14 protein-coding genes are annotated in these 15,602 nt (G+C 69.0%); 1 reads left to right on the forward strand and 13 read right to left on the reverse strand.

The genetic code is table 11. The features are described 5' to 3' along the window. Positions 1 to 22 precede the first annotated feature (22 nt). The 6 genes from FN976_RS26700 to FN976_RS26725 form a co-directional block, all read right to left on the reverse strand. Positions 23 to 667: a hypothetical protein gene (locus tag FN976_RS26700; protein ID WP_145896759.1), complete on the reverse strand. Its 645-nt coding sequence runs from the start codon at positions 665 to 667 to the stop codon at positions 23 to 25. Beyond that, a complete protein-coding gene (locus FN976_RS26705) occupies positions 664 to 1,476 on the reverse strand; it encodes a cupredoxin domain-containing protein (RefSeq protein WP_255440867.1) in 813 nt (270 codons plus the stop codon). The genes FN976_RS26700 and FN976_RS26705 overlap by 4 nt, the downstream gene beginning before the upstream one ends. After that, the gene (locus FN976_RS26710; RefSeq protein WP_255440868.1) at positions 1,473 to 1,991 is read right to left on the reverse strand and encodes a hypothetical protein; all 519 of its coding nucleotides are present in this window, start codon (positions 1,989 to 1,991) and stop codon (positions 1,473 to 1,475) included. The genes FN976_RS26705 and FN976_RS26710 overlap by 4 nt, the downstream gene beginning before the upstream one ends. Then, a complete protein-coding gene (locus FN976_RS26715) occupies positions 1,988 to 2,569 on the reverse strand; it encodes a hypothetical protein (RefSeq protein ID WP_145896761.1) in 582 nt (193 codons plus the stop codon). Before FN976_RS26715 ends, FN976_RS26710 begins: the two co-directional genes overlap by 4 nt. A 67-nt stretch (positions 2,570 to 2,636) precedes the next feature. Continuing rightward, positions 2,637 to 3,260: a hypothetical protein gene (locus FN976_RS26720; RefSeq protein ID WP_255440869.1), complete on the reverse strand. Its 624-nt coding sequence runs from the start codon at positions 3,258 to 3,260 to the stop codon at positions 2,637 to 2,639. 145 nt (positions 3,261 to 3,405) lie between these two features. After that, a complete protein-coding gene (locus FN976_RS26725; protein WP_145896763.1) occupies positions 3,406 to 5,460 on the reverse strand; it encodes an SdrD B-like domain-containing protein in 2,055 nt (684 codons plus the stop codon). Positions 5,461 to 5,903: 443 nt separating this feature from the next. Between FN976_RS26725 and FN976_RS26730 the strand changes: the two genes are divergently transcribed. Then, on the forward strand, positions 5,904 to 6,767 hold the full coding sequence (locus tag FN976_RS26730; protein ID WP_186511221.1) for a class I SAM-dependent methyltransferase: 864 nt from the start codon (positions 5,904 to 5,906) through the stop codon (positions 6,765 to 6,767). 13 nt (positions 6,768 to 6,780) lie between these two features. On the opposite strand, the gene FN976_RS26735 is transcribed toward FN976_RS26730, so the two are convergent. From FN976_RS26735 to FN976_RS26765, 7 genes are read right to left on the reverse strand one after another with little or no spacing between them, the layout of a single operon-like run. After that, positions 6,781 to 7,734, reverse strand: a complete 954-nt coding sequence (locus FN976_RS26735) for an FkbM family methyltransferase (RefSeq protein ID WP_145896767.1) — start codon at positions 7,732 to 7,734, stop codon at positions 6,781 to 6,783. Between the two features lie 12 nt (positions 7,735 to 7,746). Further along, the gene (gene asnB, locus FN976_RS26740) at positions 7,747 to 9,636 is read right to left on the reverse strand and encodes an asparagine synthase (glutamine-hydrolyzing) (RefSeq protein WP_145896769.1); all 1,890 of its coding nucleotides are present in this window, start codon (positions 9,634 to 9,636) and stop codon (positions 7,747 to 7,749) included. Next, the gene (locus FN976_RS26745; RefSeq protein WP_145896771.1) at positions 9,624 to 10,643 is read right to left on the reverse strand and encodes a glycosyltransferase; all 1,020 of its coding nucleotides are present in this window, start codon (positions 10,641 to 10,643) and stop codon (positions 9,624 to 9,626) included. Before FN976_RS26745 ends, asnB begins: the two co-directional genes overlap by 13 nt. After that, positions 10,640 to 11,917, reverse strand: coding sequence for a glycosyltransferase family 4 protein (locus FN976_RS26750; protein ID WP_145896773.1), 1,278 nt, complete (start codon positions 11,915 to 11,917; stop codon positions 10,640 to 10,642). Before FN976_RS26750 ends, FN976_RS26745 begins: the two co-directional genes overlap by 4 nt. Further along, the gene (locus FN976_RS26755; RefSeq protein ID WP_145896775.1) at positions 11,914 to 13,416 is read right to left on the reverse strand and encodes an O-antigen polymerase; all 1,503 of its coding nucleotides are present in this window, start codon (positions 13,414 to 13,416) and stop codon (positions 11,914 to 11,916) included. Before FN976_RS26755 ends, FN976_RS26750 begins: the two co-directional genes overlap by 4 nt. After that, positions 13,413 to 14,018: a CatB-related O-acetyltransferase gene (locus FN976_RS29665; RefSeq protein WP_186511223.1), complete on the reverse strand. Its 606-nt coding sequence runs from the start codon at positions 14,016 to 14,018 to the stop codon at positions 13,413 to 13,415. Before FN976_RS29665 ends, FN976_RS26755 begins: the two co-directional genes overlap by 4 nt. After that, positions 14,015 to 15,589 carry a lipopolysaccharide biosynthesis protein gene (locus tag FN976_RS26765; protein WP_145896777.1) on the reverse strand — a complete coding sequence of 525 codons (1,575 nt, stop codon included), beginning with the start codon at positions 15,587 to 15,589 and terminating at the stop codon, positions 14,015 to 14,017. Before FN976_RS26765 ends, FN976_RS29665 begins: the two co-directional genes overlap by 4 nt. Positions 15,590 to 15,602 lie beyond the last annotated feature (13 nt).

Consider the following 15,602-nt stretch of genomic DNA (forward strand, 5'->3'; position numbering starts at 1 on the left):
ATCCCGGCGCCGGCAAGCGACGTCAGGGCGAGGCGGCGGTGAAAGTCACCTGACCACTGTAGGCACCGGCCGGCGGCACGGCCACGGGGTTGTAGCCGAAGGTCCAGGTTCCGCTTTGCTGGGTGACGCGATTGCCGAACGAAGACCCGGCGATGTTGACCGTTGCGCCCGCGCCGGCGTCTGGGATCAACGGTGCCGGCAGGTCGGCACTGCTGGACGTGATGGTGATCTGGGAGAACGGGATGCTGTTCAGGCCGCTCACCAGCGCGGTGGTGACGGCCGCACGCACCGTGACCTGGCCCGCATTGCTGCGCACCTCCACCGGCAACACGTTCGTCGACGAAGTCCCGGTGAACGTCGGGGCGGCTGCGTTCCAGGGCACGACGACGTTGTTGGCTGTGGCCGGGGGAACCGTCGGCGCCGCGGGAATGGACGGGACCAGGGTGAAGGCCACCGTCTCCACCGTCGTGCTCGCTGTGGGATACGCGCCAGTGCCCACCCGGAAGAAGATGAACTTCCCGATGTTCAGGACGAAATCCAGTCGTGCCACGGCGGACAGGGCCGCGGAGGCGCTGCCGCCCCCATCCGTGTCGGTCTCTGCCCGCACCGCGCCGATGGCCGCAAGCGCGGCGCCCAGGGCGACTGCATGGCGCCAGGGACGCCTCACGGGAACTCCATCTTCACCTTGAAACTGCCCAACTCCCAGTCCAGCTGGCCTTCACTCCGGATCGGGAACTGCGGGACGGGCGGCCTCTGGTTGGGTTCCCCCCTCGGTTGCAACGGTAGTGTCCGGGTCTGCCCAGGCATGACCGGCGTGCCCTCGGGGATCAGATCGAACTTCTGCCCTTTCGCATCGACCGATTCCAGCCCGCCGTCCAGGCGTCCGTGCGCATCCCCCTTGTTCGTCACGGTGACGACCGGCACGCGCGATCCCTGGATTTCCTTGACGCCGATCTGCACGATCTCCAGCTTGGGCGCGGCACCGTTGAGCATGACGTAAACCGCGATGGCGATGCGGCCGCTGACCGGCAGGCTCAGGTTGGCGCCACCGCTTTGCATTTCCGCGCGGTGGGCGGGCTCGACGCCTTCGATGGCCAGCATGAAGCGGCACTCACCGCGGCTCGCGCCGGGCGGGACTTCGATCTGGAACCGGAAGGCGGTGCGCCCCTGTGGTGCCAACTGGACGAATCGGCGTTCGAGGGTCACCCACGGCCGGCAGCTGCCTTCGCGCAGTTCGTCGAAGTAGTTGAGATGGCCTTCCTCGGAAAAAGTCCAGTCCAGTGTCCGGATGGAAACTTCGGTCGGCGTCGTGCCCAGGTTGATCAGGTTCACCGACTGACCCAGGCGGGCGCCGCTCTTTCCAGTCACTTCGACCCGGGAGGGAGACACGGCGATCTCGAACGGGGCTGCCCGCGCCTGCGGGAACGCAACGGCCGTCAGCCACATGCCCACGAACAGGGCGGCGGAAATCCTCATGGCAGCACCTCGATCTCGAAATAGGCCTCGAACGCGAAATGACCATCCCTGGCCCAGCGTACCTGCTGCAAATCCACGTGCGCCGTCAGCTCGATGGACTCGACCATCCATGGCTCGCTGATCGTCCCGTTCCAGACCAGCTGCCGCTGGCCCGCGAATGCGCTGCCACCGGCAAACCGTCCCAGGCCTCGCCAGTCGGCTCGCAGGCCCTGGGCGGCACGCAGGCCCGGCACGTTGGCCGGCACCACATAGAAGATGCGAGCCTTCCGGCCGAGGTACGCCGCGGTCGCGAGCTTGTAATCGACCCGGCCGAACCGCACTTCCGCCGTCTTGGCCAATGGCATCTCGGCGAGCCGGCGGCCATTCTCGGCGAGCACGACCTGGGCGCCGACCCGATAGCGGGGCGAGGCGGAGTCGTCGAGCCGTACCGGCGCGCTGGTGGCCGGCGGCGTGCACAACGCGGCCGCCGAGACAACAGCGGCCAGGCAGCGCGCGCGGATGGAGGGGCGGCTCATGGGACGGTCAGGGTGTATGTGACACGGCCGGTGTAGGTGCCCGACGGATACAAGGTGGTATTGGCGTACTGGAACAGCAGCACGTTCGTGGCGATGAGGCTGTCGTTGCCGGCGGGGACGGTGTTCGTGAACAGGGTCTGCGCGGCGGCGCCCGTGAACGTGCCGCTGGGGATGCCTGAAGCGAAGCCGCCTCCGAGAATCTCGTACGACGTCCACGAAATCGTGGAAAAGGGGATGGTGATGCCGGCACCCAGGCAGACGCCGCTCGAACAGGTCAGACCGGCCGAGGAGTTGGCCGTCAAACGGACCACATCGGCGCCGCCACCCCGGCGATTCGTGGAGACCACGAAGAGCACCCCTCCGGCCGGATTCACCGCAGGGGCCCCATTGCCCGCGACACCCGTGACAGGGGTCGGTGTCGGGGCGACGTCCGCATTCAGGACGTCGAAAGTGACGTTGTTGACGATGGCGTCGTTGGAGCCCACACGCAGTGTGATGCTGCGCTGCCCGCTGCCGTCGAAGTACAGCACCAGTCCCGAGGCGGGAACCCCCGCCAGGCTCAACGCAAGAAAAGCCAAAAGGCGAGCCAGGCCCGCCTTTCGACGCATCCGACCCGCGCGCACTTCCGCGCACCTCGTCCCTGGATCAGGTGCCGGAGGCGGTGTAGGTGATTTGGGCGCTGTAGGCGCCAGCTCGCCAGTTGGCCGCATTGCTGCTGTCCAGAGAATACGTCCAAGTGGAGGTCCGCACGGAGTTGGATGTGAAAGCGGTCGTTGCGCCCGTGCAGGCGGCGCCAACGTTCGCGCCGGCCGGATGGGCCAGTGTGCCGCCGCCAATCGCCACCGTCAGGTCGGTCGCCGCCGGACCGCCGGCAGCGAACGCCGTGGTGACCTGGCAGCTGATCGTGCCGGCATTGGCGTTCGTCCACGCGCTCGCGGGCAACGCGACGGTGCCGGCGGTCGCCGTGAACGTGGGGGCGGTCGTACCGTCCCAGGCAATGACCGTGTTGTTGCCGTTCACGATGCCGGCCGGCGTGGCAGCGGCGAGCGACCAGTCCACGGTGTCCGTGCCGGCCGCGAAGGCGCCGGAGCCACCGACACGCAACAGGATCAGTTTCGGGACCGTCACGCTGACGCTGACCCGGGCCGTGGCGGTGACCGTGCCGGTGCCGGAGGAGGCGTAGCCGTAGCGGCTTTCCGCCATCGCCGTACCGGAGCACAAGACCAGCACAGCGCCGGTGATGGCCAAAGACTTGAAGATCGATTTCATTTCACATTTCCTCTCGAGAGATCAAACTGAGCATCCAGGGCAGCCGTCGCTGCGTTCGTTCCGGCCCACCGTGGATGCGATGCAAAACGGGCACGGTTGTCCGGACGGCGCGCGTCCGGACGGGTTGTCTGCTGCGCGGCGGCCCTCATTCGCCCACCCGGACGACGGGAATGCGGATCGTGGCGAGGCCACGCAGCGGAACTTCGGCGTTCCAGGTCTGGCCGGCCGCCGCGCCCCAAGGCAGCGGCACGCTTTCCAACCGGAGCGAGAGCTGGTGGCGACCTGTCGTCACCAGCGGAAAATCGAATCGGCCGTTGGCATCGGTCGTGGCGCGGAAACTTCCGTCCAGCAGCACCTCGACGCCGGGGACCCCTTTTTCGGCGGCCTGCTGCTCGCCGTCACGGTCGGCGTCGAAGAACACGATGCCCCCGAGGCCGCCGCCGCCCGGTTGACCGGTGCGGGTTCCGAGCCCGCGAGCGGTGGTGCCGGAGGCGCCCTCCCAGCGGACGTAGACCGAGGCGATCTTGTCGTTGCTGCGGGTCACGCGCGGTTCCCCGTCGACCAGCCTGTTCAGGTCCACCACGGCCTGGTTCAGGCTCAGCGACGCGCCGACCCGCCAGCCGTCGGCCAGTTGCTTCTCCGTGTCCACGACGCCGGAGAGCCCCCGGCTGGTCGTGAGGTTCGAGTCGCTCGACGTGTAGCGCAGATGGCCGCTCACCGACCAGTCGGCGTCAGGCCAGAAGCGAAAGCTGAGGCCGGCCGTGGGCGTGACGACCGAAACGCCATTGCTGCGCTCCCGCGCCAAACCCAGCGTGGTGACCAGTTCAGGCCGCATGGTCTCGTACCGGCCGCGGATCCAGTCGTGCTCGATCTCCACTTCCTCGCCGGAGGCGGGCAGCGCATCGGTGACGAGGATCTCGTTGCGGCGCACGGTCGCGCGGACCCGGGTCCGGCCACCGCCCCAGCTCTGCGTCTGGAAATAGCCGCTGGCGTAGAGCGACCGGGCACCGCGGTCGGCCTGCCCAGGGCCGCCAACCGAGAGATTGCGGCGCCTCTCGAGGTGGAGCGATCCCCCGACGGCCTGGTTGCGGTTGAACCGGTACTCGCCGTTCGCCTGGAATCCGAACAGCCGGTTCGCCTGGGTCTCCGAGGAACGATCGGGGTTCGTGTCTTCCACTTGCAGGCCGAGGCCCCACGAATGGCGCATCCCGCCCCCATCGACGCGCCAGTAGGCCCCGCGGTTGTCGGCGGGCAACTGGGTGTCGCCGAAGTACAGGTTGTCATCGGCCGCGTAAACACCGAACTCATGGCGCAAGCCGAAGCCGGCAACCCCGCCTTCCACGAACCAGCCCTGCGCTTCGCGCGGCTGCCCGAGGCCGGTGGTCCGGCTGCGAATGAGGGTGAGACGGCCGCGGCTGCTGCCATCCGCGTAGACGGCACCACCGAAGCCGGCGCTCGCCGCAACGCTGGCGATGTCCTGGGTGGTCCCCGTGCCATCCGCCTCCAGTACGCCGGACGCCTGATTTGCTTGCAGGCCGAGCAAGAGTCCATTGGGCAGGCGGGTACTGCCCCCCAGCCAGGACACCCGGCCAGGCAGCGGCTCGAAACCCGGAAACGGACCGCCCGCGAAAGCGCCGCGTTCCCCGGTCCCGGCGCGGACATCGAAACCGTCGCCGAAGAGGCGGGTGGCCAGGCCCCGGACCGGCCGATGGCCCAGGGACATCCGGTACGTGCGGGCCAGCCCGTCCGTCACCTCGCTGTAGATGTCGCCAGCCGCTGTGTCAGCGAAGGCGCGTGGCGTGAGGGGCAGCCCGAGGTTGCGCAGTGTGAACCGCGCGCTGCGCTCGCGCCCCGCAGCGCCGAGCCCGAATCCAAGCTGCGGATCCCCGCTCGTGGCGCGCAGATCGACTTGCGCGTCGAAAATGCCGTAATTCAAGGTCTGGTGCCGGTAGGCCAGGCGCTGTCCCAGCTCGCGGCTGCTGCGCAGCTGGAGGCCGTCGTCCGTCTGGGCCGCGTTCAGTCGCGTTTCGGTCATGTAGGCGCGATATCCGGAGGCGGACCCGGAGCCTTCCAGCTCTTCGCCTGCCAACGACGGCAGGTCGCCAGGCACCATGACCTTGTCGACGTAAGCCTTGGGAACGCCCTGCAGCATCTTCTTCAACCGTTCCTGCTCGGCCTGCACACGATCGAGCGACTGCACGCTAGGAGCGGCGGGTTGTGCCCCGCCCCTGCAGCAGACCGAGAGCAGGCCGAGGGCGAGGACGTGTCCGCCCCGCGAGCCGAGGGCGCGCAGGCGTCGGACCAAGAGTTCGATGGGGTGCTGAACCACTGGCTGTCAATGAGTGCGAACAAAGTAGTCATCCATACAGAGGGCGCGGCATGCTGCGGACTATAGGGATTGACGTAACGAGTTGCAACCGAATCAATTCCACCTAAATGGTGAGAATCCGGACAAAAACCTTGTCATTTCTAGGCATCTAGCTATTGTTTATATAGCAGCCATCCGACGAAGTTACAACTTAACCGGACAAAAGGCCAAAAAGTTCCACATGGCATGCCACTTGCTAGGACGCTGAAACGCGTCCGCCTGCTCCTGGAAGCGACATTCGGGTTCAAGGATACGCTGAGCCTAGAATGGCCCGAATGCCGACTTTGCGCCCCCCGCTCACCGTGCCCGAGCTCCGCGAACGAATCGAGGCATTGGCACGGATCAGCAACGAGGAATGGCTGGCCGGCCTGAGCGAACGCAAGAAGCGCGAACTCGAGTTCCACGACCGGGACCGTGACCGCAAGGCACAGGCGTCGATCTCCCAGGACGACTTCGAGAAGTACTACTCGAACAAGAAGTACTACAGCACCGTCCGGCAGTCGGTCAACTACACCGATGCGTGGATTGCCAGGCACGTGCCCGGCAAGGTGTTCCTCGACTTCGCCTGCGGCAACGGCATGCAGGCCATCAAGGCCGCCAGCCTGGGCGCGGCGCTCGCCGTCGGCTTCGACATCAGCCCGGTCTCCGTGGCGAATGCGGCGGCCGATGCCCAGGCGGCCGGCGTGTCCAACGCGATTTTTTTCCAGGCGGACGCGGAGAACACCAAGCTGCCCGATGGCAGCGTCGACGTCATCCTGTGCTCCGGCATGCTGCACCACCTCGACCTCAGCTACGCGATGCCGGAGTTGCGCCGCATCCTGGCGCCGGGCGGCCGCATCCTGGCCGTGGAGGCGCTCGACTACAACCCTTTCATCAAGCTGTACCGCATGCTCACGCCGGCCATGCGCACGGACTGGGAGAAGACGCACATCCTGGGCCTGGACGACGTCGCGTTCGCCCGCCGCTTCTTCGATCTCGGCGAGCTGCGCTTCTGGCACATCACCAGCTACGCGGCGGCGTTCGCGCCGCGCCTGCTGGGCCTGCTGGACGCGCTCGACAGCCTGCTGGCCCGGGTGCCCCTGGTGCAACGCATGGCCTGGATCTTCACGTTCGAACTGCTGGCGCGGGAAGATCGCTGAGGGCGCACGCCGCTCACGCGAAGGCGCGAACCAGCGCGGGCTGCAGGGTTCCCGCCCATGCCATGACGTTGTAGCCGCGCGCCGGATCGGTCTTCATCCCGCTGACTTCGTCCACCGTTCCGATTTCCCGCCAACGATCCGCCTGCGCGTCGAAGATGGCGAGGTGCCAGCCGAGCTCGAACACGCGGCGCGAGACGCGGCACTGCGGGTCATTCCCGTGGTCTTCGAGAACGAAGCAGGCACCTCGCGCCGCGGCGTTCGCGGCGCCGGCGAGGGCGCGGACCTCCGCCCCCTCGCAGTCGACCTTGACCAGCAGGTGCTCCGGCGCGAGCCCCAGCTCGGAGACGATGGAGTCGATCGTCCGCGAGCGCACCGCGCCTGCCGCTTCGGCCACCTGCGCGCTGTGGCCTTCGTGCTGGCCCGTGCCGGTGACGCTCATGGCGAGGCCGTCCTCGTCCCACACCGCCGCGTTGAGCACTTGGACCGGCCGGCCCGCCGAGTTCGCATTGATGGTCAGCAACGCGATCGTGGCCGGGTGGAGTTCGACCGCCACCACGCCGCCTTGCAGCACGCGCGCCGCCTGCACGGACCAGTAGCCGTAGTTGGCGCCGCAGTCCAGGAAGCTGGCCGAGCTGTTGGCCGCATGCGCGGCGAGCAGCCGCGCGATCTCGGGCTCGTAGTCCCGGCCAGCGTAGAAATAGTGGCCGTAGTAGCTGTCCCAGGCCGGGAACGCGAAGCGCGCCCCCAGCGGATTGGTGACCACCGCCATGTCTGCGCCGAGGATCCGGCAGGCGGTGCGCGCGAGCGTCGTCGCGCCAGCGATGCCAAGGGGGTAGAGCACATGGCCGAAGAGCCAGTGGATCATCCGGGACGCTCGCACCGCCGGTGTCCGCCGCTCCAGTTTCCAGCGCCCCATGCGCGCTTCCAGGTGCCGGATCCCGTCGTCTCGAGCGCGCGTCGTCATCATCTTCGAAGGCCTTCAGCCCTTCAGCAGGGTGCCGTCATTCACGCGCAACCAGGATTCCAGCGTCAACGCGGCCAGGACGTCCTTGTACGCCGCGCCCGGCGCGCCTTCGATGAAGCGCCGGTAGGAAAGCGCCAGGGCGGGCGCGTTGACCAGGCCGTGCGCGACGCACAGCGGCTCGCCCGCCAGCCATTGCTGCACGTGCGGGACAAACGCGGTGCGCAGCCAGCTGGCTTCCGGGATGTTGAAGCCCTTCTTGTCGCGCCGCCAGGTCACGGACACCGGCAGGTGCTTTCGCATGGCCTGGCGCAGGATCCATTTGGGCCAGCCGTCCTGGAACTTCTGGCGGGCCGGCACCGTGGCCAGCAGCTCCACGATGCGGTAGTCCATGAACGGGTGGCGGGTCTCGCGGCTGCACGACATCGACATGCTGTCCTCGCAATGCAGCAGCAGCGGCAGCGACAGCGAATGCAGGTCGCGCCATTCGCGCGCGGCGTAGCTGCCGGCCGAAGCGGTGTCGCACAGTTGCGCCTGCGCCAGCCGCGGGCCGACAATGGAGGCCGAGGCCCGCCGCCACGGGAGGTAGCGCTTGGCCTCGGCCAGGCGGAACTCATTCAGCACCGTCCCCCGGGCGAAGCAGGCCCAGGCCTGCGAGGCCGCCTCGCCGTAACGGCCCTCTTGCAGCAGTTGCATGAGGTAGAAGTAGAGGAACTTGTTGTAGCCCCCCAGTTGCTCGTCGGCGCCCTGGCCCGACAGCAGCACGGTGATGCCCTTGTCCTGGGCGGCGCGCATGAGCCGTTGCTGGGCGATCATGGCCAGGCCGGGCAGGGGCGCGTCATTGAAGCGGCTGGCATCGTCCAGATCGGACAGGATGGACAGCGGGTCTTCGTCGATGCGGATCCAGGTGGGCTGCACGCCGCAATGCCTGGCCATCTGCTTGACCCAGTACTCTTCGCTGCTGGCGGGGTCGCGGCTGACCACCGACAGCACCTGCAAGTCCAGCTGCTGCGAATGCGCGGCAGCCAGGATGGACGAGCTGTCCAGCCCGCCCGAAAGCAGCAGCCCGCACGGCACGTCGCTGCGCAGGCGCAGGCGCACGGCGTCCTGCAGCAGCTCGCACAGCTCGTGCGGGTCGGCCTGCTCCAGCAACGGCTTGCCGAGCTCGAAAGGATGGCGCCAGAAGCGTTCGAACCGCGGTTGCAGGGAAAGCGGATCCGGGCCGGCCAGCTCGATGCGCGCGAAGCTGCCGGCCGGTGCCGCCTCGATGCCACGGAACATGGTCTGGGTGTCGGTGTTGGCGAGCGATTGGGCCAGGTGTCGGGCGGCGACGTCCTCGTTGATCGCGTAGCGCTTGCCGGTGGCCGCCAGGACGCCCTTGACTTCCGAGGCCAGCACCAGCCCCCTGTCGTCCAGGGCCCAGAAGAGCGGCTTCACGCCCATGCGGTCGCGTGCCACCAGCAGCGTGTTGGCTTCGCGGTCGAACAGCACGAAAGCCCACATGCCGTTGAGCATCGGCAGGCAGCCCGTGCCCCAGCGCGCCAGGCAGGCGAGCAGCACCATGGTGTCGCCGGGTTCGGCCGGCAAGCTGGTGTCGCCCGCGCGCCGCAGCTCGGCGGCCAGCTCCTTGTAGTTGTAGATCTCGCCGTTGAAGCAGATCACGTAGCGCCCGCACGGCGACTGCATCGGCTGGTCCGAGCGGCTGCTCAGGTCCACCACGGCCAGCCGCTGCAGGGCGAGCCCGAGCAGCGGCGCGATTGCGCCGGCAGCAGGCGGAGCCAGCTCGGCGACGCGGAAGTGCCGGCCGTCCGGGCCCCGGTGCGCCTGCGCCCGCTCCAGCGCGCCCAGGCTGCGCTCGAGCGCCACGCGGTCGCCGGCCAGCTGGACGATGGCGCCTAGTCCGCACATGGTGTGAGCACCATCTCGTCGTAGATCTCACGCAGCCGTTGCGCCACGGCGCGCACGTCCATGGACTGCACATGATCGCGCAGGTTGGCGCGGCCGGGATGCCGCAGCGTGGCCAGGAGCGCGTCGGCCAGCGCCCGCGGTTCGGCCGCGACGGTCTTGCACGCCGGCTCCTGCGCGCTGATCGCCGCCAGGTCGCTCACGTTGGTGGAGACGAAGGGGACATTGCAGGCCAGGGCCTCCTTGATCGCGTTCGGCCATCCCTCGTGGACCGAAGTCAGCACGACGGCGTCGCAGGCGTTCACCCAGAGCGGCATGGTTTCGTGCGCCACGTTGCTCGCCACCTTCAGCACCAGCTCCGGCATGGACTGCCGCGCGAGTTCGACCGCCGCTTTGGCGAGGGGCACACGCTTGATGGGGTTGTCCTCGAACACGGTGGTCATCAGCACCCAGGGCCGCTGGTCGTCGGGGTGGCCAAGGGCGCGCCGGCAGTCCTGCCGGTCCATGGGGCGAAACAGGCGGAGGTCCAGGCCGTCGGGAACCACGTCGATCACGCCGCGCGCGAGGGAACGGCTGCGTCCTTCGATCTCGGCGCGCATGGCGTGCGACATCACCACCACCCGGTCGTAGTGCGGCAGCGCCTGGCGGGTGAAGGTGTTGGCCAGCGTGCCATGCATGCGCTCCGCGAAGGGCCCTTCGGGGATCTCGTACCAGTCCGAGCCGCGCAGCGACACCAGTTTCCGGCCTGGCGCGGCGCTGGCGACCAGCGAGCACATGGAGCCGTATTGGGCATGCACGACGTCGAACTCGCTGCTGAGCTCGCGCAACAGCGTGCGCGCCCGCCAGATCTCCAGGGGGTTGGAAAGACGGCCGGTGTAGAAGAGGTCCACGCGGACGCCGCATTCACGCATGGCGTCGGCCAGCGTGTGCATGAACACGCCGCCCACCGGGATGCTGGGGTCGAAGTTGTGCACCCACAGGCTGCGCAGAGGGGGGACGGCGGAGATCATGCGCGCGCCCCGCCGACCGGCGCCGCGACAGCCACCAGGTGGTCGATCATCGCGCCGTAGACCCTCTCGGCGGTGAAGCGCTGCTGGAACAGCCGCCGCGCGTTGGCGCCCAGGCGCGCGCGCAGCGCACCATCGTCGAACAGCCGCCGCAAGCAGGCGGCCAGCGACTGCGGATCGTGTTCGAGGTACGTGAGGCCGCACTCGTGGGCGGCCAGCAATTCCTGGGTCTGCCCTTGCAGGCTGGCCACGACCGGCAGGCCGCCCGAGAGGTATTCGATGACCTTGTTCGGTACGCTCAGCGTGAAGCTGTGCTCGTTGAAATAGGGCGCCAGCCCCGCCGCGCTCAGCCGCATCAGGCTGTGCAGGTCGTCGCGGCCCAGCCAGCCGGGCGCCAGGAGGTTGGGGTGATGGCTCGCATGCGCCTGCAGGCGCGCGAGTCCGTGGCCCTGGCCGCACAGGACGATCAGCGCCTGCGGACATTCGCGCTCCAGCAAGGCCGCGGCTCGCAGCACGGTCTCGAAGTCGAACTGGGCGCCCATCGCGCCGAAGAAGCAGACCACGAAGCGTCCCGTGCCGACACCGCGCTGCGTCCAGCGTGTGGTGGCGGCCTGCACGCCCGGCGCATCGGCAGGCTGCGGCTCAGGGCAGGCGAGCGGAAAGGCCCGGTCCAGCGGTGCGCGCGGCCGGCCCGCCTTGGCGCAGCCCCATTCGACGATCGGCTCGGTGATGCCCGTCACGGCGGTGGCGCCGCGCAGGGCACGCCTCGCCTGGCGCGCATAGGGCTGCAGCAGCAACTGGCCGAGCCAGCGCAGCGCACCCGGGACGACGTCGAGGAAGATGTCGGGCCACAAGTCCCGCACGTCGACCACCACCGGCACGCCGTGGCGCTGCCCGTAACACGTGGCTGCGGCCGCCAGTTCGATCGGCGGGAAAGAGCACAGGACGACGTCCGGCGGGGCCTCCTGCTCCGCGGCCAGGCCAAAGGCCGCGGCCAGCTCACGGTGGTCGGCGATGCGCGCCAGCGAGACGTTGCGGGTGTAGCCGCGGCTTGGCAGCAGGACCAGCCGGTAGCCGGGTGCCAGGTCCAGCGAGGCGGGCAGTGGTCCGGCATGGCGCATGCGCTTTTCGGTGTGGTCGAAATTGGCGGTCCACCAGACCACCTGCCAGCCGCGCGCCACCATCATCGCGGCCACCATGCCGTGCCGCAGCAGCCGTGCGCCGCCGCCGGCATCGCTCGGCAGGGGTTCGCCGGAAGTGACGATCCAGGCCCTCAAGGCCCGTCCTTGCGCAGGCGCTTTCGCAGGGCATGCACCAGCAGCACGAAGCCGAACGGGACCGCATGCAGCAGGCCGGCCTTGAACGAGCCCACCACGCCCGAGCGGATCGACGCCATCACGATGTCTGCATACACGGCGGCGTAGAGGAACAGGACGAGGTCGTAGCCCTGCCAGCGGTAGATCAGGCGGTAGATGCCGTCGACGATCCAGCCGAACAAGGCCATGAAGGCGAAGGCCCCGAAGATGCCGAAGGCCCAGTAGCCCTCCTGCAGGATGAAGAAGCCGTAGCCCCCGCCGATGTCGCGTACGCCGGGGTAGAACACCTCGACGAACATCTCGGACGTCGGGAGCGGCCGGTCCGGGTACAGGATGCGGGGGATCCAGACCAGCAGGTCGGTGACGAGCGAGTAGCCCCAGTTGTAGCCGGTCTCGCCCAGCAGCATGCCCTGGATGTGCCGGTGCAGGTTGGTGGCCGTCAGCAGTTCGTTGCTGTAGGTCAGGGAAAAATCGGCCCACCCCCGCAAGTCGAAGTTGTCCTGCAGCGCCTGCAGCATCCGGGCCGGGTCGGTGCTGCCCCGCACGATCGGCACCAGGTTCATCAGCAAGTAGGCGGCGCCGCCGGCGACCAGGGCCTGCGTGAGCGTGATGGGCGCGACGCGGAAGTGGCGGTACGCGAGCATCACCAGGCCGCAATAGAGGATCGTGTAGCGCTCACCCGCCAGGAAGCCGGTGGTGACGTAGGCCGCGAACGCCGCCAGCGCCAGCAGGCGCCACGCCGGGCGCACCTGCTTGCACTGCATCGCGTAGGCGCAGGTGGCCAGCAGCAGCGTGAGCGGCAGGTACAACGTGAGCACGTCCATGGTGCCCACCGCATCGTCCGCAAGGCGTTCGACCCGGGAACTCAAGGCGGTTTCGTAGTACGAGCGGACCGTCACGAAATTGAACTTGGGAGCGATGAACGGCAGGAACACCAGGCACAGCGCGAGGGCGCACCAGACCATGGTCTGGCGCAGCCGGGCGTTGTCCCCGGCGGCCACCGCCACCATCGGGCTGGACCTCACCCCGCACAGGCGCCGCAGCGCCAGTCCGAGCGCCAGTCCTGCCGCCCCGGCGATGCAGGTCCAGTAGTAGATGGGATGAACGTCGGGCAGCAGCCGCTCGCCGAAGAACGTCGTGCCTTCGGTTTCGACGAACAGGGCCGACGACAGCGAATAGAGGAACAGCAGCAGGAACAGGCCGATCGAGGGATGCAGCACGTCGAAGCCATGATCCGCGTGCGTGTAGGCGAAGTAGCAGAAGGCGATGACGGCGAAGGCGCAGACGTAGAGCGTCAGGCGCAGCGGATGATCCTGCAGGCCGGCCAGGGCGAGGGCGAACGCGGCCGTCAGTGCCGCGATGCCCCAGGCCCAGCGGCGCAGGCTCGCCAGCGCATCGGGTGCGGGCCCCTCGGGCGTCGCGGCGGCGCCGGCGGCCGGGGGGGCGGCCGGGCTCGTCATGCGGACCAGCCGATCGACTTCAATGCGGCCTGGAGATCGGCCGCGGCCCGCTGACGCCGGGTTTCGTCGGCGAAGCGGTCGCGCACGAACCGGGCCGGCACGCCGGCCACCACGGTGTATGGCGCGACGTCACGCGTGACGACGGCGCCGGCGGCGACGATCGCGCCGTCGCCGATGATGACGCCGCGCAGGATGATCGCACCGCTGCCGACCCACACGTCGTGGCCGATCTTCGGACGGGCGGGCTGCACGTGGCGGCCCGCCTTCTCCGGCTGGAATTGCCGCTGGAAGACCGGCGAGGTCGACGCCTGCGCCATGTCGTGCTCCTGCGGCCCGATGTGCACACCGAAACCGATGGAGCACCAGCAGCCGATGTCGCAGCTGTCCACCAGACCCGAGTTCACGTAGCTGCCGTGGCCGATGCGCACGTCGTTGGCAATCTGCGCGTTGCCGAAAAAGCTGGCGTGCGCGATGTCGGCCTTGGGACTGATGACGGCGCCGCGTCCCAGCCGGACGCCGTACCAGGAGGCGCGCAACCACCCCCAGCCGTTGCGCACGCGGCTGGCGAACTGGAAGGCGACGTTGGTGGCCAGCATCTTCATGGGGTGAGCGCCCGGCCGCCCCGGAGGCGCGCCAGCATCTGCATGCACCAGGTCCAGAGCTGCGGCTGGCTGCGCAAGGCGACGAAGCCGCAGACCGCCAGCACGGCGAGGGCGAGCACCGCGGCGCCCACGCGCCCGGCCGGCCACGGCAGCCACGCGCCCAACACGGCGACCGCTGCGCATGGAAGCAGCGTCCGCAGGCTGCCCGGCAGCAACGCGTCGAGGAAGCCCGATCCCGCGGGTGCGTCGGGAACCGACTGGCCGCTGGCGCGCGCCAGCCAGATGGCGAGCACGACGCTGCCGGCGCACCACGCCGCCGCGGCGCCCAGCATGCCCCACCGGTGGATCGCCAGGATCGCCAGCGGCGCGTAGAACACGAGCGCCAGCGCGATGCGCCAGGTCCAGGGCCGCAGGTCGCCGGCGGCCTGTTGCAGCGCAAACGGGATGAACAGGAAGGAATTGACCGCGGCGCCCGCGATGATCCAGCGCAGCACGCCGCCACCGCTTTCGGCGAGCTGGCCGTCGCCGGTCCAGGCCAGGATCACCAGGCCCGGCATAGCGAAAATCACCACGGCCACCGGCAGCACGGCGATCGACATCACGCGCCAGGCGAGGGCGATGCTTTGCCACAAGCCGGCGGCGTCGCCGCTCGCCCTGGCGGCGGCCTGGCGGCTGGCGAAGATGGGCAGGAAGCTCGTGTACACCGGCTGGTACATCAGGTACATCACCTCGGCGATGCTCCAGACGATGGTGTAGCGGCCCAGGCTGTCCAGCGCGAGCAGCCGGCTGGCCGCCAGCTTGTCGACCTGGTTGAACAGCATGATGAGCGTGGTGGCCGCCACCAGCGGCAGCCCGAAGCGGGCCGCCTGCCGCAGGTGCGCGACGCCGGGCTCGCCCGCCGCCGCCGGCAGGGAGCGCATCAGCATCACGCGCGCGGCCAGAACGTGCAGCGCATTGCTCGCCGCCCAGGCCTGCAGCACGGTGACGACCGCGCCTTCCATCGTCCCCGCGGGCGCGACCCCCGCCTGCACACACCACAGCAGCAGGACGAAACGCAAGGCCCAGACGGCGCTTTGCAACGCGTTCGTCTGGCGGTGCCGGCGCAGGCCGTTCAGGCAGCCCGTGTAGAAGTTGCCGATGAACTGCAGCGAGGCCGCGACCGCCATCCAGAACAGCGCCCGGGCGACGAGGTCCAGCGGCAGCGCCTGCACGTGCAGCCAATGCCCGGCGATCCATTCGTTGCCCGCCGCCGCCAGGGCGCACGCGAGCACCACGATGCCCCAGAGCATGCGTTCGATGCTGCGCACCGTGGCGACCACGTCCGCGGCACGCGGTGTGGGGGCGCCCGCCTGCAGCGCCGCCAGGTCGCGCTGCATCGCGGCGCCGACACCGAAGTCGAACACCCCCAGCAGGACCTGGACGGAGAAGAACAGGCCGAACACGCCGAAGGCTTCACCACCGAGCTGGCGGTAGAGGATGGGCAGGGTGACCAGGCTCAGGAAAGCGGTGAACGCCTTGCCGAGGTAGTTCGCCGCCAGGCCGCGCACCAGCGAATCGCCCGCCGCGGTCACTCGACAACCCTCC

This window comes from Caenimonas sedimenti (assembly GCF_007833165.1).
Lineage (GTDB): Bacteria > Pseudomonadota > Gammaproteobacteria > Burkholderiales > Burkholderiaceae_C > Ramlibacter > Ramlibacter sedimenti.